Source organism: Streptomyces sp. T39 (assembly GCF_008042045.1).
Taxonomy (GTDB): Bacteria; Actinomycetota; Actinomycetes; order Streptomycetales; family Streptomycetaceae; genus Streptomyces.
The window spans coordinates 1,679,959-1,700,048 of record NZ_RDBP01000012.1 but is presented as its reverse complement, the minus strand read 5'-3'; the positions used below and the strand labels follow the sequence as shown (position 1 = coordinate 1,700,048).

Here is a 20,090-nt window from a genome sequence, read left to right as displayed (position 1 = left end):
GGCCCGGAGCGCACCTCACAGACGTGCGAAGCACCACACCCCGAGCGTGAGGAAGACCGCACCGAACCCGATCCCGAAGGCGGTGGCCGTGGCCGGGCTCACGCCGGCGGCCACGGGTGCGCGATGGGCGAGCCGCATTCCCGTCCACAGCAGCAGCGCCGCTCCGAACAGCGCGAATGCCGCCCCGGCGAAGATCGTTGGTCCGCTCTCCATGCCCGTACCCGGCCCTTCCCTGACGCCTCGGTCGTCCGGAGGCCGAGGCTGGCACCCCGGAGCGTCGCCGGCGCGAATTCCGGGTGAACGGCGCGTGGGTTCACCCGGCCGGTCGCCTCCGGGGCCGTTCCGGACGGATTCCTTCCCTTTCGCTCCTCCTACGGAGGGCCGGGCGGCGAGGGCCGGAAGCCGGGAAATGCCCGCAATCGGAACATTGGCCGGATCGACGGCCCCCGATGACGTGAATCCGCCCCTCGGGCAGGTCACCCGGTGGGGCCGGACTCCGCCGGGACGAGGAAGCCCTCCTCCACCAGCAGACGCAGTGCGCGGGGGGTGCGGTCGCGCAGCAGCACCGGGTCCTCGTCGATCAGCTGCGCGATGGCGTCGAGGATCCGCCCGGCGCTCAGCGTCCCGTCGCACGCCCCGGCGAAGCCGGCGCCCACCGTGTCCACCGTGGTCGCCCGCCGCATGCCGCGGTGCCGCCGCAGCACCACGTGCTCCGGGTCCTCGGCGCCGGGCGGGCCGACCTGCTCCTGCACCACGTCGGGGGCGAGCACGAAACGGTCGGCCAGCAGCGCCGCGTCGTCGCTGGCGCGCAGATAGTCCTGCCGGTCGAAATGGGCGCGCACGCTCGCGCCGAGCGGCTGCTCCACGGGGTGCGGCCACTCCTCCGTCAGGATCGACGGACGCTCGGCACCGGACTTGCGCAGGGTGATCCAGCCGAAGCCCACCGCCCTGGTCCCGCGCGCCTCGAACTCGTCCAGCCACGCGTCGTACCGAGCCGCGTAGGCCGCGGGGTCGGCCCGGTGGTCACCGCTGTCGCGCAGCCACAGCTCGGCGTACTGGGTCACGTCCTGCACCTCGCGCTGGACGATCCACGCGTCGCAGCCGCGCGGCACCCAGGAACGCAGCCGCTCCTGCCAGTCCTCCCCCTCCACGTGCTGCCAGTTGGCGAGGAACTGGGCGTAGCCCCCGTCGTTGAGCCGCTCCCCGGCCTGCTGGACCAGCGAGCGGCACAGGTCGTCGCCGCCCATCCCGCCGTCCCGGTAGGTCAGCCGGGCGCCGGGGGAGATGACGAACGGCGGGTTCGACACGATCAGGTCGTAGGTGTCGGATCCGACCGGCTCGAACAGCGACCCCTCGCGCAGGTCCGCCTCCCGGGCCCCGGAGAGGGCGAGGGTGAGCCGGGTGAAGCCGAGCGCCCGCGGATTGAGGTCGGTGGCCGTGACCCTGGTGGCGTGCTGTGCGGCGTGCAGGGCCTGGATGCCCGACCCGGTGCCGACGTCGAGGGCGGAGCCCACGGGCGTGCGCACGGTGATGCCGGCGAGCGTGGTCGACGCGCCGCCGACGCCGAGGACGACGCCCTTGCCCTGACCGCTCGCCCCGCCGGCTCCGCCGACAGCGCAGCCGAGGTCCGAGACGATGAACCAGTCCTGACCCTCCGGCCCTCCGTACGGCCGGACGTCCACGGCGGCCCGCACCTGGTCGCCGTCCCGCACCACCCAGCCGTCGGCGAGGCACTCCTCGAGCGGCAGGGCCGCGCGGGCCCGCTCGTACGCCACGGGCTGCTGGAGCAGGAAGAGCCGCACCAGCGCCGGCAGCACGCCGTCCCCGCGGGTCGCCCGCAGGGCGGGCACGGTCTCGCTGCGGGCCAGCGCCGTGTAGGCGGGAGCGCCGAGCAGGTCGAGCAGACCGTCGGCGGTGAAGTCGGCGGCGAGGAAGGCGTCACGAAGCCGCGGGGCGTGTGCGGGCGAGGGAAGACCGGTCGTACTCACGGACCCATTGTGGCCGCCGACGACGGCGGCCGCCGCACACCACCCGGCCGGTGCCGCGGCGCACCCCGGCCGGCGGCCGGCGACACGAGGACGCCGGGCGCGCCGACCGGTCACGGCCGGCGCGCGCGGGACAGCCGACGCGCACGGCCCGGGCGAGGGCGCCGGGCCGGAACACGCCATGACGGCCCAGCGCGGGACGGCCGACGCGCACGGCCCGGCCGCACGAGCGGTCCGGGCCGTGCCAGGTGGCGCGGGGTCAGGAGGCGGAGGCCCCTTCGGCGGAGTTCGAGGCGTCGGCCCGCTGGCAGCCCGGCTGCTTCGCCATGGCCGTGCCCAACTCGCCGGACTGGAGCTTGGCCAGCGCGGCCTGGTCCATCCGCTCGATCTTCTTCAGCCCGTCCGCGACCTCCTGGAGGCCGTCGGCGAATTTCTGCTGATCCTCCGGGTTGAGGCCGTCGATCTGCTTCTTCAGCTTCAGGTACTCGGCCGCCGTGGCGTCGAGTTCCTTCACCGCGTCGTTCTGGAGCTTCTCGCCGTCGTCGACCGGCGGAACGCCCGCGTCCCGTACGGCCTTCGCAAGCGCCTTGTCCGCGGCGGCGATGTCGGCGAACGCCTTGGAGTCGGCGGCCTGGATGTCGGCGGGCTTGCCGTCCGCCGCCGTCGAGATAATGGCCTGCTGGGCGTCGGCCCGCTTCTGGATCTGCGGCTTCGCCTGGTCACAGACCTTCTTGGCCCAGTCGTTGACCTTTTCCTCGCCGTCGTCGCCGCATCCCGACAGCACCAGTACCAGTACCGCACCGCCGGACAGCGCGGCCGCAAACTTCTTGTTCACCGGATCGGTCCCTTCCAAGGCTCTCGGCCCCGGAACATACACGCCAAGTGGGCGACAACCGCACGCCGAAAGTCCGATTCGTACGCTATTGAAGCCATTTGCATCAGAGAGAGAAGGCTCACCCGGACGCACGAACGGGCGGACGCCGCATCAATGTGCGGCGCCCACCCGCCCGTTGGCTGCGCGTCAGGAAACCACCGCCGGATCAGGCGACTGCGCGTTGCGCTCGGCGGTGCTGCCGTCGTCGTCGTCCGCCGCGATGCCGCGCCGCTTGGAGAGGTACACGGCGCCCACGATGATCAGGATCGAGAGCACCGCCACCACCGCCCGCACGCCCGCGCTGGAGTCGTCCCCGTAGCTGAACTGGACGATCGCCGGCGCGATGAGCAGGGCGACCAGGTTCATCACCTTCAGCAGCGGGTTGATGGCCGGGCCCGCGGTGTCCTTGAACGGGTCGCCGACCGTGTCGCCGATCACCGTCGCCGCGTGGGCCTCGCTTCCCTTGCCCCCGTGGTGACCGTCCTCCACCAGCTTCTTGGCGTTGTCCCAGGCGCCTCCGGAATTGGCGAGGAAGACCGCCATCAGGGTCCCGGTGCCGATGGCGCCGGCGAGGAAGGCGCCCAGGGCGCCGACGCCCAGGGAGAAACCGACCGCGATCGGGGTCAGCACCGCCAGCAGTCCCGGCGTGGCGAGCTCGCGGAGCGCGTCCTTGGTGCAGATGTCGACCACCCGGCCGTACTCCGGCGTCTCCGTGTAGTTCATGATCCCGGGGTGCTCGCGGAACTGCCGCCGCACCTCGTAGACCACCGCGCCGGCGGAGCGGGACACCGCGTTGATCGCCAGTCCGGAGAAGAGGAAGACGACCGCCGCGCCGAGCACCAGACCGACCAGGTTGTTGGGCTGGGAGATGTCCATCACCAGGTTCATCGGGGCCCCGTCGCCGAGTGTCTCCCCGACGTCCCGGGCCGCTGTGGCGATGGCGTCGCGGTACGAGCCGAAGAGCGCGGCCGCCGCGAGGACGGCCGTGGCGATGGCGATGCCCTTGGTGATGGCCTTGGTGGTGTTGCCGACGGCGTCCAGGTCGGTGAGGACCTGCGCGCCCGCCCCGGTGACGTCACCGGACATCTCCGCGATGCCCTGGGCGTTGTCGGAGACCGGACCGAAGGTGTCCATGGCGACGATGACGCCGACCGTGGTGAGCAGACCGGTGCCGGCCAGCGCCACGGCGAACAGGGCCAGCATGATCGAGGTGCCGCCGAGCAGGAACGCCCCGTACACCCCGAGCCCGATCAGCAGCGCCGTGTAGACCGCCGATTCGAGGCCGATCGCGATTCCGGCCAGCACGACCGTGGCGGGGCCGGTCAGCGACGACTTGCCGATGTCCCGGACGGGGCGGCGGCTGGTCTCGGTGAAGTAGCCCGTCAGCTGCTGGATGAGCGCCGCGAGCACGATGCCGATGGCGACGGCGACGAGCGCGAGGATGCGCGGGTCCCCGTCGTGCGCGGCGACGGCCGCGTCGCCCACTCCGTCCAGTTCCGCGTAGGTGGCGGGCAGATAGGCGAAGACCGCCACGGCGACGAGCACGAGCGAGATCACCGCGGAGACGAAGAAGCCGCGGTTGATGGCCGTCATCCCGCTGCGGTCGGAGCGCCGCGGGGCGACAGCGAAGATGCCGATCATCGCGGTGACCACGCCGATCGCCGGGACGATCAGCGGGAAGGCGAGCCCGGCGTCGCCGAAGGCGGCCTTGCCCAGGATGAGTGCCGCGACCAGGGTCACGGCGTACGACTCGAAGAGGTCGGCCGCCATCCCGGCGCAGTCCCCGACGTTGTCGCCCACGTTGTCGGCGATGGTCGCCGCGTTGCGGGGGTCGTCCTCGGGGATGCCCTGCTCGACCTTGCCGACCAGGTCCGCGCCCACGTCGGCGGCCTTGGTGAAGATGCCGCCGCCGACACGCATGAACATGGCGATCAACGCGGCGCCCAGGCCGAAGCCTTCGAGCACCTTGGGCGCGTCGGCCGCGTAGACGAGCACGACGCAGGACGCGCCGAGCAGTCCGAGCCCGACGGTGAACATGCCCACCACGCCGCCCGTGCGAAAGGCGATCTTCATCGCCTTGTGGGCGACGAGCGTCAGATCCTTTTCCGGTTCGCCTTCCTGGGGTGTGGCTTCCCGGGCCGCAGCGGCGACGCGCACATTCGCCCGCACGGCGAGTCGCATTCCGATGTATCCGGTGGCCGCCGAGAAGAGCGCACCCACCAGGAAGAACACGGACCGGCCCGCTCTCTGCGACCAGTCGTCGGCCGGGAGGAGCAGCAGAAGGAAGAACACCACGACGGCGAAGATCCCGAGTGTGCGGAGCTGCCGCGCGAGATAGGCATTCGCGCCCTCCTGCACAGCAGCCGCGATCTTCTTCATGGATTCGGTGCCCTCACCCGCGGCGAGCACCTGGCGTACCAGCAGCTGGGCGACGACCAGGGCGGCCAGGGCGACGACCGCGATCACGACGACGATCACGCGGTTGTCGTCGGTGAGCACTGCGGCAGCGTGGGAAGTGGGATGATCGGCCATTTGAGTGAAGAGCCCCGCCATTCGTCCTCCTTGACGTCAGAGCTCAAGATGTGGACGGATTGTAGGGAGCAGAACCCGATCAAAACAGAGCGCGACGAATTCCATTGACCTTGATGTGTCGCGCGAGAAATGATCAGGACACGGAAATGCCCACGAAAGCAGTAATGAGACTGGGGCATTCGGACTTGATCGGCGATCTCCGGAGACACGAAAAAGGCCCTGCTCAGCAGGGCCTTTCCCAGGGGATCAAGCGGAGACCGACCGTGGATCAGCCGGTGGAATTCCGTTCGGTCACCGGTCAGCCGGGCGAGTCGGGCCGGAGCGGCCGCTCCGGAAACTGTCCGGTCCGCCACCCCGACGCGGACACCGCATGTGCCGGGGAGGGGCACCGGGACGCCGGTCGCGCGGATTGTCCGGAGACGCTTGGGCCGAAGAGGTGACGGTGTGGCCCGGGGGCGCCCGCGGGGTCTACGGGGCGGCGACCGGGGGTGCCGAGAGGGGCCAGCTCATCCGGATGACCCCGCCGCCGTCGTTCGAGGAGACCTCCATGTCGTCGACGAGTCCGCTGATGACCGCGAGGCCCATCTCGTCCTCGCCGTCACCCTCGTCGTCGGGGCCGGCGGAGCGTCCCGCGACGTCCCCGGAACCGACCGTCGTCACCTCGTCGCCGACCTCGATCGAGAACGACTTCTCCTCGTCGGAGAGCTTGACGCGCACCGGCGCGGTGACGCCGTGGCTGCGGTGCAGGCCCACCGCGCGGCTGCACGCCTCGCCCACGGCGAGGCGCACCTCGTCCAGCACCGCCTCGTCGACCCCGGCCCGGCGCGCCACGGCGGCGGCGACGAGCCGTGCCGTCCTGACGTGCTCCGGCTGAGCGCTGAAGCGGAGCTCAACGGTGGCCATGCGTGATCCCCCTCGAACATGCGAGCGTGCTTATGTGGAGGCCCGGGCTGGATGCCCGGTGCCCCTCCTGCTTCCGGTTGTCCCGGACGACCGTCAGTCGGTCGCCGCGACAGCCTCGTCGACCGTGGTGTGGATGGGGAACACCTTGGTCAGGCCCGTGATCCGGAAGATCTTGAGAATGCGCTCCTGGTTGCAGACCAGGCGCAGCGAGCCCTCATGGGCGCGCACCCTCTTGAGACCGCCGACGAGCACGCCGAGACCGGTGGAGTCGAGGAAGTCCACGCCCTCCATGTCGACGACAAGGTGGTAGCTGCCGTCGTTCACCAACTCGACCAACTGCTCGCGCAGCTTGGGCGCGGTATAGACATCAATCTCGCCACCGACCTCGACGACCGTACGGTCGCCACCAGGTCCGGACACATTGCGAGTCGACAGGGACAGGTCCACGGATCCTCCAGCACCTTGCTATCGAGCGGCCGCCCCCTGAGGTCTCCCCGACGGAGCCGGAGGACGGTCGCCAGCCGCGATGGCATTCAATCACTTACCAGCAGCCATGCACGACGCCTTGGGACCATTGTCCGTCACGCCAGTGACACACTCGGTGCCGATGGCCAAGAATCTCCGTCCCAGTCGACCTCCCCAGAACAGGGAAACCCGCCCCTCCCCCGGTGCGGTCCTCGACCGGCTCACCGCAGGGGCGAACCGGGCTGCGCGCATCACTCATACGGAGCACTTGCCCCCGCGACCGGGCCGGCATGCCGTCTGGCCCGACCGCATCCGCGCCGAAGTGATCGCCGCCGTCCAGGCGGCGGGGATCGACCACCCCTGGGCCCACCAGGCGGCCGCCGCGGAGCACGCTCTGGACGGCGAATCCGTGGTGATCGCGACCGGCACCGCGTCGGGGAAGTCCCTGTCCTACCTCGTGCCCGTCCTCAGCACCCTCCTCGACGGCGCCGAGGCCCCGAACGGCCGCGGCACCACGGCCCTCTACCTGGCCCCCACCAAGGCCCTGGCCGCCGACCAGCGGCGCGCCGTCCGGGAGCTCGCCGCGCCGCTCGGCAACCGCGTCCGGCCCGCCGTCTACGACGGGGACACCCCCGTCGAGGAACGCGAGTGGGTGCGGCAGTACGCCAACTACGTGCTGACCAACCCCGACATGCTCCATCGCGGGATACTCCCCTCCCACCCCCGCTGGTCCTCCTTCCTCCGCTCGCTGCGCTACGTGGTGATCGACGAATGCCACACCTACCGGGGCGTCTTCGGCTCGCACGTCGCCCAGGTCCTGCGCCGGCTCCGCCGCCTGTGCGCCCGGTACGGGGCGGATCCCGTCTTCCTGCTCGCGTCCGCCACCTCGGCCGACCCCGCGGTCTCCGCCCACCGCCTCACCGGCCTGCCCGTCCAGGAGGTGTCCGACGACGCCTCACCGCGCGGCGAGCTGGTCTTCGCGCTGTGGGAGCCGCCGCTGACCGAGCTCCACGGGGAGAAGGGCGCACCCGTCCGGCGTACCGCGACCGCCGAGACGGCCGACCTGCTGACCGATCTGACCGTGCAGGGGGTGCGCAGCGTCGCCTTCGTCCGCTCCCGCAGGGGCGCCGAGCTCATCTCCCTCATCGCCAAGGAGCGCCTCGCCGAGGTGGACCGCTCACTGCCCCGGCGTGTCGCGGCCTACCGGGGCGGCTATCTGCCCGAGGAGCGCCGCGCGCTCGAACGCGCCCTCCACTCCGGCGAGCTCCTCGGCCTCGCCGCCACGACCGCACTCGAACTGGGCGTCGACGTCGCCGGGCTGGACGCCGTGCTCATCGCCGGTTATCCGGGCACCCGTGCCTCGCTGTGGCAGCAGGCAGGACGCGCGGGCCGTTCGGGCCAGGGCGCGCTGGCCGTGCTCGTCGCCAGGGACGACCCGCTGGACACCTTCCTCGTTCACCACCCGGAGGCGCTGTTCGAGCGGCCGGTGGAGTCGACCGTGCTGGACCCGGACAACCCGTACGTCCTCGCGCCGCATCTGTGCGCGGCGGCCGCCGAACTGCCCCTCACCGAGGCCGACCTCGAACTCTTCGGCCCCGCGGCCGCCGGGCTCATGCCCCAGCTGGAGACGGCGGGACTGCTGCGGCGGCGTACGGCCGGCTGGCACTGGACCCGGCGCGAGCGGGCCGCCGATCTGACCGACATCCGCGGCGGGGGCGGCCGCCCGGTGCAGATCGTCGAGGCGGCCACCGGGCGGCTGCTCGGCACGGTGGACGAGGGCGCGGCCCACACGGCCGTGCACGACGGCGCGGTCCATCTCCATCAGGGCCGTACGTACCTGGTGAGGAAGCTCGACCTGGAGGACTCCGTGGCCCTGGTCGAGGAGGCCGCCCCGCCGTACTCGACCACGGCGCGGGACACCACCGCCATCTCCGTCCTGGAGACCGACACCGAGATCCCCTGGGGGGAGGGGCGGCTCTGCTACGGCTCCGTCGAGGTCACCAACCAGGTCGTCTCCTTCCTGCGCCGCAGGGTCGTCACGGGCGAGGTCCTCGGCGAGACCAAGCTCGACCTCCCGCCGCGCACCCTGCGCACCCGGGCGGTGTGGTGGACGGTCACCGAGGACCAGCTCGACGCCGCCCGGGTGGGTCCCGAGCAGCTCGGCGGGGCCCTGCACGCGGCCGAGCACGCGTCCATCGGCATGCTGCCGCTGTTCGCCACGTGCGACCGCTGGGACATCGGCGGGGTCTCCGTCCCCCTGCATCCGGACACGCTGCTTCCGACGGTGTTCGTGTACGACGGCCATCCGGGTGGCGCCGGCTTCGCCGAGCGCGCGTTCCACACCGCCGAGGAGTGGCTCACCGCCACCCGCCAGGCCATCGCGTCCTGCGAGTGCGACGCGGGCTGTCCTTCCTGCATCCAGTCCCCCAAGTGCGGCAACGGCAACGACCCGCTGCACAAGCGCGGCGCGGTACGGCTCCTCACGGAGCTGCTGCGCGGGGCCCCCCGCCCCCCGGCCCCGCCGGGGGCACCTGACGGCGCCCCCTCCGCCTGACCGGCTCCGGCGGGCCTGCCGGGCCCCTGCGGCCAGCCGGTGCGCGCACAAGGGCAGCAACGGCGCGGCCCGCCGGCGGGATGGCACGGGGTTCGCCTCCCGGTGGCGGGGGCGCGCGCCGTGCCTGACGGTCGGGCCGTCCGCCCGGTGCGCTGTGGGACCTCCTGGGTGCGCTTCCGGGCACATCAGGCGACGCCCTCGCACCCCTGCGGGCGCGTCCGCCCCCGCGGCACACCGTGCCCCGTCCGGCGGGCCGGGAGCGGGGGCCGTCCCCCGGTGGCGGACCTTCGAGCCGGGCGGCGCAGGCGGGAACCTGGGGAGACCGGCAAAGGCCGACGGGCCGGGCTCGGACCACGCTGCCGGTGACGGCACCCCCGAGCCGGGCGCCCCGGGCGGGGCCCCGGGGAGACCGGAGGCAGCGGGCGGGCCCGCTCTCGACCTGCTCCGGGGCGCGTACGGGCCCACGCGGACCCGGGCCGTGACGTCGGCGACCTCGCCCGTCACCGCGCACCGCACCACCTCGGCACCCTGCGCTCGGGCCACCCGGCCCGCGGTGTCGCAGGCGACGGTGCTGCCCCACAGCGAGCGGTCGGCCGCCGCCAGGGCGGCGAGGTCGGCCGCGGCGCCCGCCCGGTGCCGGGCGACGACCGCCTGGCCCATGGCGAGCACGGCCGCGAAGACCACGCACAGGACGCTGCTCGCACACGCCACCCAGACGGTGGCAGCGCCCCTGTCCCGTGTCACGGCGCCCTTCCTTCCTCGTGCGGGCCGGCTGCCGCGCGCTCGGCGACACCTGCGACCGCCTGTCCGACGCTGTCCTCGGCGAGGGCAGCCGCCCGGGCGCCGAGCGTCAGCGTGAGCGCCCCCGGCCCGGGCGCCTCCGCCTCGACGTCCACCCGCCACAGGTCGCCGTCCCGGGCCAGGGTGACCCTGGCCCCGGCCGGCGCGGCCGACCGCGCGGCGGCCACGGCCGCCTGCTCCGGCTCCGACCTGGCGGCGGCACGCGCTCCCGCTCGTGCCGCGTCCACGCACTGGATCTGCGCCGCGGCCGCCATCAGCGCCCACACCAGGGCGAGGGCGAACACGACCAGGGCGGGCAGGGCCACGGCCGCCTCGGCGGTGACCGAGCCGCGGTCACCGCCGCGCGCCGGGCCTTCGGGTGCTTCCTCAGAACTGGGCATCGAGCGCCTTGCCGATCACCGATTCGAGCGCTGTGGAGACCGCGCCGCTGGTGATCACCTTGTAGAGCACCGCGGCGAACGCGCAGGCGGCGATGGTGCCCATCGCGTACTCGGACGTGGTCATGCCCCTGTCCTGCCGCAGCGCGGCGGGCAGCAGGCGTGCGCGCGGCCCGTCCGCGAGGCGGGGGCAGGGCACACGGCGCAGGGTGTGACGGATCGCTGTCCACATGGTGTTCTCCTGATGGGTGAAGTGGTCGATCACGTGCACCGGAAGCGGTGCACGCAAGGGTGGGAAGAGGCACCCGCCGGAGCGGATCACTCGGCGGTGAGCAGGCCTCCGGCGAGACCGATCACGACCGGTGCCACCCCCACGGCGAGGAAGGCGGGCAGGAAGCAGAGACCCACGGGGGCCGTGATCAGCACCTGCGCCCGGCGGCCCCGGGCGGTGACCCTCCGGGCGCGGTCCGCCCGGTATCTCTCGGCGAGCCGTGCCATCGGCTCCGCCGCGGGAGCGCCGGTCGTGTCGGCGCGCTCCAGGCACCGGGCCAGCGGCGCCGCGCCAGGAGTTCTGCCGAACCACTCCCAGGCCTCCGCCGGCTCGCGCCCGAGACGCAGATGCGCGGCCATGCCCGTCAGGCGCGCCCCGACGGGGCCGCCCAGAGACGCGCCGACGGCTTCGGCGGCTTCCCGGGGTCCCGCGCCCGCGGAGATGCAGGCGGCCAGGAGGTCTGCTGCCAGAGGGAGTTGGCGGAGCGCCTCGGCACCGTTGCTGTCGTCCGCGCCCCCGGGCCCGGCGCCGGCCGCCCGCTCCTTCCGGCGGAGCCACTGCCGGACTCCCGCACCCGCCACCACGCCAGCGGCCGCCCCCGGTACTCCGCCGAAAAGGACACAGCAGATCAGCGCCGCACCGAACGGCGCTCCCCATGACCTGACCCGGCGGCTCACCTCGGGTCTGCGACGCCGCTGTTCAGGTTCGACGGACAGAAGCGTCCCGACCCTCTTGCGCACCGCACGGGCGCGCCGGTGCGCCGTCAGCGAGCCGAGGCAGCCCACCGCCGTCAGGCCCGCGAGCACGGCCGCCAGCCGCTGAAGGAGATCCGTGGTCATGCCGTCTCCCCCGCTCGGACGATTCGTCCGGACCACAGCAGGCCCGCGGCCTCCAGCAGTCCTCCCACCGCCAGGCAGGCCAGCCCCGCGGGGGTGTGGAACAGGACCCGCAGCGGGTCCGCCCCGAGCGCCGCCCCCAGGCCGAGGCCGGCGAGCGGCAGCAGTGCGAGCAGGGCGACCGTCGACCATGCGCCCGCCAGCTGGGCCCGCAGCTCCTCCTGCTGGTCCACGAGCGACCGCAGTGCCGCCTCCAGTCTGTCCAGCCCGTCGGCGAGCCCGGCTCCGCTGCCGACGGCCACCTGCCAGCAGGCGGCCATTCCCGCCAGGCCCTCGGCACCCGGCTGGCGGGACGCCGCACGCAGCGCCTCGGGCACATCGCCTCCGAACCTGGCCGCCGCCAGCACGGCGGCCTCACCGTCGCCGAGGGCGTCCGCGGCCCGGGCACCGAGCCGCAGCGCCGCTCCGGGCTGCAGTCCGGCCCGCAGTTCTCCCGCGACCGCACCGCACAGGGCCACCACCGCGTCCGCCCTGCGTCTGCGCTCCCGCTCCCGGCTGCGCGTACGCAGTCGCCGTCGCACCAGCGGTACCGCCGGCACTCCGAGGACGGCGGGCACCACCGAGCCCGCCAGCAGGGCGAGGAGCACGGCGGGAATCAGGCAGAGCCACTCCTTGTGACGCATCGACAGGCCGAGTGCCCGCTCCCTCAGTGGTCTCGGCGGGGGCAGCGCCGAGGGGCCGGCGAGGAGGAGCCCGGCCCGACGGCGCGACGGTCCACCGGCCGTCAGCAGCCAGGCCGCCGCACCGGCGCAGATCGCGGCGGCGCACAGCGTCTCACCGGGCTTCACAGCGCGTCCCCCATCAATGCCCGCAGGTGCTGCCATCCCGGCCCGGGCATGAACGTCTCGGCGCCCCACCGAAGGGCGGGCACCGTCACCACCAGCCCGTTCCCGTCCCGCTCCAGCACGTGCATCTCGGCGATCCGGCGCCGCCCGGCGGCGTCGCGCGCGACATGGACGACGACGTCCAGCGCGGCGGCGAGCTGGCTGTGCAGGGCGGCCCGGTCGAGACCAGCGGCGGTTCCCAGGGCTTCCAGCCGGGCGGGGACGTCGGCCGCGGTGTTGGCGTGCACGGTTCCGCAGCCGCCCTCGTGTCCGGTGTTCAGCGCCGCGAGGAGGTCCGTCACCTCGCCGCCGCGCACCTCGCCGACGACCAGCCGGTCGGGGCGCATCCGCAGCGCCTGCCTGACCAGGTCCCGCAGGGTCACCCGCCCCGAGCCCTCCTGGTTGGGCGAGCGGGACTCGAGCCTCACCACATGGGGGTGGTCGGGCCGCAGTTCGGCGGAGTCCTCGGCCAGGACGATCCGTTCCCGTTCCCCCACGAGTCCCAGCAGGCAGCTCAGCAAGGTGGTCTTGCCCGACCCCGTGCCGCCGCTGATCAGGAACGACAGCCTCGCCCTCATCAGGGCACGCAGGACCCGGTCGCCGCCGGGCGGAACGGTCCCGGCCCGGACCAGCTCGCCGAGCGAGAAGGCGCGGGGCCTGACGACCCGCAGGGAGAGGCAGGTGGAGCCGACCGCCACCGGCGGGATGACGGCGTGCATCCTCGTGCCATCGGGAAGCCTGGCGTCGACCCATGGCCTGGCGTCGTCGAGCCTGCGCTCGGCGACCGCCGCGAGCCGCTGTGCCAGGCGGCGCACGGAGGCGGCGTCCGGGAAGGTCACGGCGGTCAGTTCGAGACCTCCGCCCCGGTCCACCCACACCCGGTCCGGCGCGGACACCAGCACATCGGTGACGGAGGCGTCGGCGAGCAACGGCTCCAGTGGCCCGGCCCCCACCAGCTCGCCCCGCAACTCCTCGGTGCCGCCCAGCACTTCGGCGTCGCCCAGGAGTCTTCCCTGGGCCCGCAGAGCGGCGGCCACCCGGGCGGGCGTCGGTTCCGCGCCGCTCTCCGCCAGCTTCTGCCGTACGGCTTCCAGCAGACCCGCACTCATGCCCGTGCCTCCCCCGCGAAGGCCTTCTCCCAGAACGCGGCGCAGAAGCGGGCCAGCGGGCTGCGGCCCGCGGCACCGGGTGGCGACCCCGCTCCCTGGGCCGCGAGCAGCCCTGTCTCCACGGGCAGTTCACCCGCGAGCGGCAGTCCGAGCGCGCCGGCGACCCAGCGCTCGTCCAGGCCCGGTGCGTACGGCCCGCGCACCACCGCGCGCAGATCGGTGAGGATCATGCCCACGGCCGAGGCGACCCTGTTGGCGGCCGCGACCGCGCGCAGTTCCCCGGGGACCACGAGCAGCCCCAGGTCCAGCTGGGCGAGGGCCTCGGCGACGCCGTCGTCGACGCGGCGCGGCAGGTCGACGACGACCACACCGCCCCGGCGCCGGGCGGCGGCCAGCACGGAGCGCATGGCCTCGGGCGGCACGACGACCGCGTCGCCCCTGTCCCAGCTGAGCACCCGCAGGGAGTGCAGCTGCGGCAGTGACTCCTCCAGCGCTCCACCGGCGACCCGACCCTTGGAGGCGGCGAAATCCGGCCATCGACGCCCTTCGGTGTGCTCGCCGCCGAGCAGCACGTCCAGGCCCCCGCCCAACGGGTCCCCGTCGACGAGCATGGTGCGCCGGCCGCTCCGGGCCGCGGTCACGGCGAGCGCGCAGGCGAGCGTCGAGGCTCCGGCGCCGCCCCTGCCGCCGATCACGCCGACGGTCAGCGCCGGACGGTCGACGCCCTCGACCACGTCGGCGATCCGGTCGACGAGCCAGGTCTCGGCGTCGGGCAGGCACAGGACGCTGTCGGCCCCGATCTCCACGGCGCGCCGCCAGACATCGGGGTCGTCCTGGTCCCGGCCCACGAGCAGCACGCCGCGGCGGCGGCTGACGCCCCGGCAGCGGTGGGCCGCGTCGTCGCCCACCAGGATAAGTGGCGCGCCCTCCCAGGCGTCCCGCCTCTCGGGCACCGCATGGTGCACCTCCGGCTCCGCGCCGGCCGCCGCGCACAGGCGCAGCAGGTCGTCCAGGAGGGCCACGTCCTCGGTCACGATCAGGGGCCCGTCACGACGCCCCCCGGTCGACTGCCCTCGCTGCGGTGTGATGGATCCGGCCACGGTCTCCCACCCTCTCCGTGCGCACCGCACGACTGCGTGTGCGCGATTCCTCCGTCCCGCGGACTTCGCGGCTGGAATCACGGTGGAGTGCACTGGAAAATCGTGTGGATCTTGCTGAAAAACTGTGGATAACCAGCCAGCTGTGAATATCTCCGTAGCCCAAACCGGTGAGCGTTGAACGACTCCCGGAGAGCAGCAGGACAACTACCGAGAGTGACGAAATTGAGGGTGAGCCCTCCGCGGCACGGAACGTCTCGCGGTGGATGCTCCCGGCGGTCTGAAGCCTGCCAGGGCGCGGAAAACCCCTCCGGACATGCGACGACCCCCGCCGGGGGGGAGAGCGGGGGTCGTCTTTCCGGCCGACTCGGGGGGGGAGGAGCCGGGCCGGGTTAGCACGGTCGCGAACGATCCGTGACTTCCATGGTGTACCCGAGAGCCTTCTCAGGCAAACCCACGCGCCCGAGCGTACGCCGAATGGCGGCGCATATGCTCTGCCCGTGGAAAACCACTCCTTGCCGCGCACGGCCGCCTTCTTTGACCTGGACAAGACGGTCATTGCGAAGTCTTCGACGCTGACCTTCAGCAAGTCCTTCTACCAGGGCGGGCTGATCAGCCGACGTGCCGCGCTGCGCACCGCCTATACCCAGTTCGTCTTTCTGGCGGGCGGCGCCGATCACGACCAGATGGAGCGGATGCGCGAGTACCTGTCGACGCTCTGCAAGGGCTGGAACGTGCAGCAGGTGCGGGAGATCGTCGCCGAGACCCTGCACGACCTGATCGACCCGATCATCTACGACGAGGCGGCCTCCCTCATCGAGAAGCACCACACGGCCGGCCGGGACGTGGTCATCGTCTCCACGTCGGGCGCCGAGGTGGTGGAGCCCATCGGAGAGATGCTCGGGGCGGACCGCGTGGTGGCCACCCGGATGGTCGTCGGCGACGACGGCTGCTTCACCGGCGAGATCGCTTACTACGCCTACGGTCCGACCAAGGCGGAGGCCGTCAGGGAACTGGCCGAGTCCGAGGGCTACGACCTCGCCCGCTGCTACGCCTACAGCGACTCGGCGACGGACATCCCGATGCTCTCGTCGGTGGGCCACCCCCATGCGGTCAATCCGGACCGGGCTCTGCGCCGCGAGGCGGCACTGCGGGACTGGCCGGTTCTCGTCTTCAACCGACCGGTGCGACTCAAGCAGCGGCTCCCCGCGTTCTCCATGCCGCCTCGGCCTGCCCTGGTGGCCGCCGCGGCATTCGGCGCCGCGGCGGCGACGGCAGGGCTCGTCTGGTACGCGAGCCGCCGACGTGGCGCCACGCGGGCCGCACGCCTCGCGGCGGCCGCACCAGCGGCCACGCCTTCGGTCCGCTTCGCCCGCGTTTGAACCTGAAAGTAAAGAACCCCGGGCAGGGGTTTCCCTTCCCTTGCCGCAGGAGTACAAAGGACTCAACGGCCCGCGAGACCGAGGACATCCGAAAGGATCGCCTTTAACACGCATGAAGGCCCCACGGACCGATGCATGGAAGCCGAGCACCCACGCGACGTCGACCCGTCGATTACGGGCCAGCCGCACCAGGTGACGGGCAAAGACCCCGACCTGATGGGCAACCAACGAGGACGCTTGGTAACTGGGCGGACATGCCAGCGGCGGTACCGAAAGGTACCGCCGCAACCCGTTTCACGGACTTGAGGCACCGGTCAGGCGGCGCCCCGCTGGAGCGCCTCGCACACCGCGGTCGACTCCCTGACACCGAGCTCGACGGACCGGCCGCAATGCGCGATCCAGGCCGTCATTCCCTCCGGCGTTCCCGAGAGGTACCCCTCGAACGCCGCCGCATAGGCGGCGCGACCCTGCTCGGCATGGCCGACCTCGGCGGGGCAGATGGCCTTCGGGTCGAGACCGCTGCCGATGAGCACGATCCGCTCGGCCGTCCTCGCGATGAGACCGTTGCACGACACGAAGGGCCGCAGCGCCAGCAGTTCGCCGTGCACCACAGCGGCCGACACCAGAGCCGGCGCCGAACTGCCCTCGATGATCAGCCCGGCCAGGCCGTCCAGTCTTCCCGCGACCTCGTCCGCGTCCGGGAGCGGAGCCTCGATCAGCGGCTCGTCGACCTTCTCCCCGGTCAGCCGCGGGCGGCCCACCGACGCGTCGTCCGCGGCGCCACCGGCCGCGACGAGGTGCAGGCGCGCGAGCACCCGCAGCGGTGACTGGCGCCAGATCGAGAGCAGCTGACCGGCCTCCGCGGCGAGCCTCAGGGCCGAACCCACCGTGCGCGCCTCGGGCTCACCGCTGAAGTCGGTGCGACGGCGCACCTCTTCGAGGGCCCAGTCCGCTCCGGACAGAGCAGCGGAGCCGCGGGCGCCGCGCAGGGCGGCTTCGGAGGTGATCTCGCCGCTGCGCCGGCGCATGACCCGGTGTCCGTAGACACGGTCCACGGCCTTGCGCACGGAGTCCACGGATTCGGCGACCCCGGGCAGCGCACCGAGGGTGGCGAGCGGATCGGCCGGCGAGGCGTTCGTACTCATAACCAGCGAGGCTACGCGCACCGCGCCCGCACCCCACCTTGGAGTGGTCTTCTTCACTCACCTTGACAACGGTACGCACCCATGCGGCTACCCTAGGTGAACATGAAGATCGCTTTCGTAGGGAAGGGCGGCAGCGGGAAGACGACGCTGTCCTCGCTCTTCATCCGTCACCTGGCCGCCAACGAAGCCCCCGTCGTCGCGGTGGACGCCGACATCAATCAGCATCTGGGGGCCGCTCTGGGTCTCGACGAAGCGGCGGCGGCCGGGCTGCCCGCGCTCGGGGCCCATCTGCCGCTGATCAAGGAGTACCTCCGCGGCACGAACCCGCGGATCACCTCGGCCGCCACCATGATCAAGACCACCCCGCCCGGCGAGGGGTCCCGTCTGCTGCGCGTGCAGGAGGACAACCCGGTGTACGAGGCGTGCGCGCGGACGGTCCGCCTCGACGACGGCGAGATCCGCCTGATGGCGACCGGCCCGTTCACCGAGTCCGATCTCGGGGTCGCCTGCTACCACTCCAAGGTCGGCGCGGTCGAACTCTGCCTGAACCACCTGGTCGACGGCCCCGAGGAGTACGTCGTCGTCGACATGACCGCGGGATCGGACTCGTTCGCCTCGGGGATGTTCACCCGGTTCGACCTGACGTTCCTGGTCGCCGAACCCACGCTCAAGGGGGTCTCCGTCTACCGCCAGTACAAGGAGTACGCCCGTGACTTCGGCGTGGCGCTGAAGGTGGTCGGCAACAAGGTGCAGGGGCCGGACGATGTCGATTTCCTCCGGGAGGAGGTGGGGGACGACCTTCTCGTCACCGTGGGCCACTCCGACTGGGTGCGCACGATGGAGAAGGGCAGGCCCGCTCGCTTCGATCAACTGGAGGCCGGCAACCGCATGGCCCTCCAGGCCCTCCAGGACGCGGCCGAGGACTCGTACGCCGATCGTGACTGGGAGCGTTACACCAGCCAGATGGTCCACTTCCATCTGAGGAACGCCGAGAGCTGGGGCAACGAACGGACGGGTGCGGACCTCGCCGCCCAGGTCGACCCCTCCTTCGTGCTCGGCGAGCGCACCCCCGTGCCCCAGCCGAGCTGACTCCACGACGGGCGGCCCCGGCGAACCGGGACCGCCCGCACCGGGACGTCCGCCGGACCGAACCGGCTCAGCGCCCGTTCTTCGGCGCGGGGGGCGCCGCGGGCGCGACGGGCGGCGTTCCGAGGAAGCCGCTCCAGCCACCCGCGGGCGCCTGGCCCACGCCGAGTTCGCGCATCTTCTGGAGGACCAGCGGGTCCTGCGCGTCCAGCCAGTCCACGAGCTGACGGAACGACACACACTTCACGTCGCTCTTCACACAGACCGTGGCAATGGTCTCCTCGATGGCCTCCATGTACGTCCCGCCGTTCCAGGACTCGAAGTGGTTGCCGATGACGAGGGGGGCGCGATTGCCCTTGTAGGCGCGGTCGAAGGCCTTCAACAGCCCGTCACGCATCTGGTTGCCCCAGAAGGCGTGCATGGACGGATCGCCCTGCGAGGTGACCGACTGGTTGACCATGAAGTTGTAGTCCATGGACAGCGTCTCGAAGGCGCGGCCGGGGACGGGCACCATCTGGAGGGACAGGTCCCACAGGCCGTGCTTCTTCTTGGGCCAGACCTGCTCGTTGACCCCGCTGGTGTCGTAGCGGAAGCCGAGCGTGCTCGCCGCGCGCATGAAGTTCTCCTGGCCCTCCAGGCACGGCGTACGGGCGCCGATGAGTTCCTTGTCGTAGTCGAAGGGCAGCGGTTCCGCGGAGGAGAGCCCGGCGTTCGTCTTCCAGTTCTTCACGAAGGACTTGGCCTGGCGGATCTCGCTCTTCCACTCCTCGACCGACCAGTTGCCCACCCCGCGGTCCTTGCCGCAGAAGTGGCCGTTGAAGTGGGTGCCGACCTCGTTGCCGTCGAGCCAGGCGCCGCGCAGTTCCCGCACGGTGTCCTTGATTCCCTGGACATCGTTGAAACCGATGTCGGAGCGGCCGGCGTCGTGCTGGGGCGGCTGGTACAGATCGCGCTTCTCCTCGGGCAGCAGATAGACGCCGCTGAGGAAGTAGGTCATCGTCGCGTCGTATTTCCTGCCGACGTCACGGAAGTGCGAGAAGAGCTTCTGGCTGTCCTCGCCCGCGCCGTCCCACGAGAAGACGACGAACTGCGGAGGCTTCTCGCCGGGCTTCAGCCGCTGGGGCTTCAGCAGATTGGGCTGTGCCCCGGTGAAAGCGGTGGAGCCGTCGCCGATGAGGCGGACGGCACTCTTGGGGGCCGCGACACCTTCCTTGCCGGCTCCGGCGCCGCCGGAGCGCGCGTCGCCCGAGGCGGTGCACCCGGCAAGTCCCGCGACCAGGGCCGTGGCGACCGCGCCCACGGCAACGGTCCTTCGTGTGGCGGCGAGCATCCGTCCACCCTCTTTCATATGCCGATACGACTTTCCGACTGCGGAATGGAGAGCCGACACGGTCGCACCGCGGCGGGGAAAGAGGGAGAGCGACGGGCCGATATGAAATGACTAATCACTACATCGAGTGATTGCCTGCCCCATTTGCCCTGAAAATCATGCCTGAGTCTTTACTCTGCATTACGATCCATTTACTTAACGTTGAGCGCTCGTGCGATTCGAGCATCCCGCCATGCCACGCCGTGCCCCACGGCCGCGACCCCCACATTCCGCGACCGCGATCCCGATGAGCACCCCTTCGAGGACTCCGGTGAGGACGACGGCCGTCACGGTCACGGCGTAGACGAGCATCTCGCGGTTCCGCCGGATGGTGCGCACACGCGTGATGTTGACCATCTGGACACCGACGACGGCGACGAGCGCGGCGAGGGCGGCGAGGGGAATCAGGGGGGAATCAGG

Annotated in this window: 17 protein-coding genes and 2 pseudogenes; 3 read left to right on the top strand and 16 right to left on the bottom strand. The window is 72.2% G+C overall.

The genetic code is table 11. The annotated features are described in order from the left end of the window. Window positions 1-15 precede the first annotated feature (15 nt). From EAO77_RS08625 to EAO77_RS08600, 6 genes are all read right to left on the bottom strand, one after another. Window positions 16-213, bottom strand: a complete 198-nt coding sequence (locus EAO77_RS08625; RefSeq protein ID WP_147987445.1) for a hypothetical protein — start codon at window positions 211-213, stop codon at window positions 16-18. 263 nt (window positions 214-476) lie between these two features. Next, window positions 477-1,988: a methyltransferase gene (locus EAO77_RS08620; protein WP_261993847.1), complete on the bottom strand. Its 1,512-nt coding sequence runs from the start codon at window positions 1,986-1,988 to the stop codon at window positions 477-479. 256 nt (window positions 1,989-2,244) lie between these two features. After that, the gene (locus EAO77_RS08615; protein WP_147987443.1) at window positions 2,245-2,820 is read right to left on the bottom strand and encodes a small secreted protein; all 576 of its coding nucleotides are present in this window, start codon (window positions 2,818-2,820) and stop codon (window positions 2,245-2,247) included. Between the two features lie 186 nt (window positions 2,821-3,006). Then, window positions 3,007-5,412, bottom strand: coding sequence for a sodium-translocating pyrophosphatase (locus EAO77_RS08610; RefSeq protein ID WP_147987442.1), 2,406 nt, complete (start codon window positions 5,410-5,412; stop codon window positions 3,007-3,009). A 447-nt stretch (window positions 5,413-5,859) separates the two neighbouring features. Continuing rightward, window positions 5,860-6,294: an ATP-binding protein gene (locus EAO77_RS08605; protein ID WP_147987441.1), complete on the bottom strand. Its 435-nt coding sequence runs from the start codon at window positions 6,292-6,294 to the stop codon at window positions 5,860-5,862. A gap of 93 nt (window positions 6,295-6,387) precedes the next feature. Then, complete coding sequence (locus tag EAO77_RS08600) at window positions 6,388-6,741, bottom strand: STAS domain-containing protein (RefSeq protein ID WP_003967428.1); 354 nt, start codon at window positions 6,739-6,741, stop codon at window positions 6,388-6,390. Between the two features lie 79 nt (window positions 6,742-6,820). Here EAO77_RS08600 and EAO77_RS08595 point away from each other — a divergent pair, with 79 nt between their 5' ends. Next, window positions 6,821-9,313: a DEAD/DEAH box helicase gene (locus EAO77_RS08595; RefSeq protein WP_147987440.1), complete on the top strand. Its 2,493-nt coding sequence runs from the start codon at window positions 6,821-6,823 to the stop codon at window positions 9,311-9,313. Between the two features lie 411 nt (window positions 9,314-9,724). Here EAO77_RS08595 and EAO77_RS08590 read toward each other — a convergent pair. From EAO77_RS08590 to ssd, 7 genes and pseudogenes are all read right to left on the bottom strand, one after another. Then, window positions 9,725-10,057, bottom strand: a pseudogene (locus EAO77_RS08590) (Rv3654c family TadE-like protein); the annotation flags it as partial. Continuing rightward, complete coding sequence (locus EAO77_RS08585) at window positions 10,054-10,494, bottom strand: TadE family type IV pilus minor pilin (RefSeq protein WP_147987439.1); 441 nt, start codon at window positions 10,492-10,494, stop codon at window positions 10,054-10,056. The pseudogene EAO77_RS08590 and the gene EAO77_RS08585, both read right to left, overlap by 4 nt. Further along, window positions 10,481-10,723, bottom strand: a complete 243-nt coding sequence (locus EAO77_RS08580) for a DUF4244 domain-containing protein (RefSeq protein ID WP_147987438.1) — start codon at window positions 10,721-10,723, stop codon at window positions 10,481-10,483. The genes EAO77_RS08585 and EAO77_RS08580 overlap by 14 nt, the downstream gene beginning before the upstream one ends. A gap of 86 nt (window positions 10,724-10,809) precedes the next feature. Continuing rightward, window positions 10,810-11,601 carry a type II secretion system F family protein gene (locus tag EAO77_RS08575; protein ID WP_147987437.1) on the bottom strand — a complete coding sequence of 264 codons (792 nt, stop codon included), beginning with the start codon at window positions 11,599-11,601 and terminating at the stop codon, window positions 10,810-10,812. Then, the gene (locus EAO77_RS08570) at window positions 11,598-12,482 is read right to left on the bottom strand and encodes a type II secretion system F family protein (RefSeq protein ID WP_187283158.1); all 885 of its coding nucleotides are present in this window, start codon (window positions 12,480-12,482) and stop codon (window positions 11,598-11,600) included. The genes EAO77_RS08575 and EAO77_RS08570 overlap by 4 nt, the downstream gene beginning before the upstream one ends. Beyond that, the gene (locus tag EAO77_RS08565) at window positions 12,443-13,591 is read right to left on the bottom strand and encodes a TadA family conjugal transfer-associated ATPase (RefSeq protein WP_147987435.1); all 1,149 of its coding nucleotides are present in this window, start codon (window positions 13,589-13,591) and stop codon (window positions 12,443-12,445) included. The genes EAO77_RS08570 and EAO77_RS08565 overlap by 40 nt, the downstream gene beginning before the upstream one ends. Next, entirely contained in the window at window positions 13,588-14,691 is a 1,104-nt protein-coding gene (gene ssd, locus EAO77_RS08560) for a septum site-determining protein Ssd (protein ID WP_147987434.1), read from the bottom strand. Before ssd ends, EAO77_RS08565 begins: the two co-directional genes overlap by 4 nt. Before the next feature lie 497 nt (window positions 14,692-15,188). Here ssd and EAO77_RS08555 point away from each other — a divergent pair, with 497 nt between their 5' ends. After that, on the top strand, window positions 15,189-16,070 hold the full coding sequence (locus EAO77_RS08555; protein WP_187283157.1) for an HAD family hydrolase: 882 nt from the start codon (window positions 15,189-15,191) through the stop codon (window positions 16,068-16,070). Between the two features lie 314 nt (window positions 16,071-16,384). On the opposite strand, the gene EAO77_RS08550 is transcribed toward EAO77_RS08555, so the two are convergent. Next, window positions 16,385-17,215: an oxidoreductase gene (locus EAO77_RS08550; RefSeq protein ID WP_147987432.1), complete on the bottom strand. Its 831-nt coding sequence runs from the start codon at window positions 17,213-17,215 to the stop codon at window positions 16,385-16,387. A 102-nt stretch (window positions 17,216-17,317) separates the two neighbouring features. On the opposite strand from EAO77_RS08550, the gene EAO77_RS08545 reads away from it, so the two are divergent. Next, window positions 17,318-18,304, top strand: coding sequence for an ATP-binding protein (locus EAO77_RS08545; protein WP_147987431.1), 987 nt, complete (start codon window positions 17,318-17,320; stop codon window positions 18,302-18,304). Between the two features lie 67 nt (window positions 18,305-18,371). Here EAO77_RS08545 and EAO77_RS08540 read toward each other — a convergent pair whose 3' ends face one another. Both EAO77_RS08540 and EAO77_RS39440 read right to left on the bottom strand, forming a co-directional pair. Then, window positions 18,372-19,631 carry a hypothetical protein gene (locus EAO77_RS08540; RefSeq protein WP_147987430.1) on the bottom strand — a complete coding sequence of 420 codons (1,260 nt, stop codon included), beginning with the start codon at window positions 19,629-19,631 and terminating at the stop codon, window positions 18,372-18,374. Between the two features lie 270 nt (window positions 19,632-19,901). Then, window positions 19,902-20,090 (bottom strand): annotated as a pseudogene (locus EAO77_RS39440) (hypothetical protein); the annotation flags it as partial.

What these genes read in the sequence shown, in the direction of transcription:
- EAO77_RS08625 (WP_147987445.1), bottom strand. Translation starts at nt 213, where the DNA reads ATGGAGAGCGGACCAACGATCTTCGCCGGGGCGGCATTCGCGCTGTTC.
- EAO77_RS08610 (WP_147987442.1), bottom strand. Translation starts at nt 5,412, where the DNA reads ATGGCGGGGCTCTTCACTCAAATGGCCGATCATCCCACTTCCCACGCT.
- EAO77_RS08605 (WP_147987441.1), bottom strand. Translation starts at nt 6,294, where the DNA reads ATGGCCACCGTTGAGCTCCGCTTCAGCGCTCAGCCGGAGCACGTCAGG.
- EAO77_RS08595 (WP_147987440.1), top strand. Translation starts at nt 6,821, where the DNA reads ATGGCATTCAATCACTTACCAGCAGCCATGCACGACGCCTTGGGACCA.
- EAO77_RS08585 (WP_147987439.1), bottom strand. Translation starts at nt 10,494, where the DNA reads ATGCCCAGTTCTGAGGAAGCACCCGAAGGCCCGGCGCGCGGCGGTGAC.
- EAO77_RS08580 (WP_147987438.1), bottom strand. Translation starts at nt 10,723, where the DNA reads ATGTGGACAGCGATCCGTCACACCCTGCGCCGTGTGCCCTGCCCCCGC.
- EAO77_RS08575 (WP_147987437.1), bottom strand. Translation starts at nt 11,601, where the DNA reads ATGACCACGGATCTCCTTCAGCGGCTGGCGGCCGTGCTCGCGGGCCTG.
- EAO77_RS08570 (WP_187283158.1), bottom strand. Translation starts at nt 12,482, where the DNA reads ATGGCAGCACCTGCGGGCATTGATGGGGGACGCGCTGTGAAGCCCGGT.
- EAO77_RS08565 (WP_147987435.1), bottom strand. Translation starts at nt 13,591, where the DNA reads ATGAGTGCGGGTCTGCTGGAAGCCGTACGGCAGAAGCTGGCGGAGAGC.
- EAO77_RS08550 (WP_147987432.1), bottom strand. Translation starts at nt 17,215, where the DNA reads ATGAGTACGAACGCCTCGCCGGCCGATCCGCTCGCCACCCTCGGTGCG.
- EAO77_RS08545 (WP_147987431.1), top strand. Translation starts at nt 17,318, where the DNA reads ATGAAGATCGCTTTCGTAGGGAAGGGCGGCAGCGGGAAGACGACGCTG.
- EAO77_RS08540 (WP_147987430.1), bottom strand. Translation starts at nt 19,631, where the DNA reads ATGCTCGCCGCCACACGAAGGACCGTTGCCGTGGGCGCGGTCGCCACG.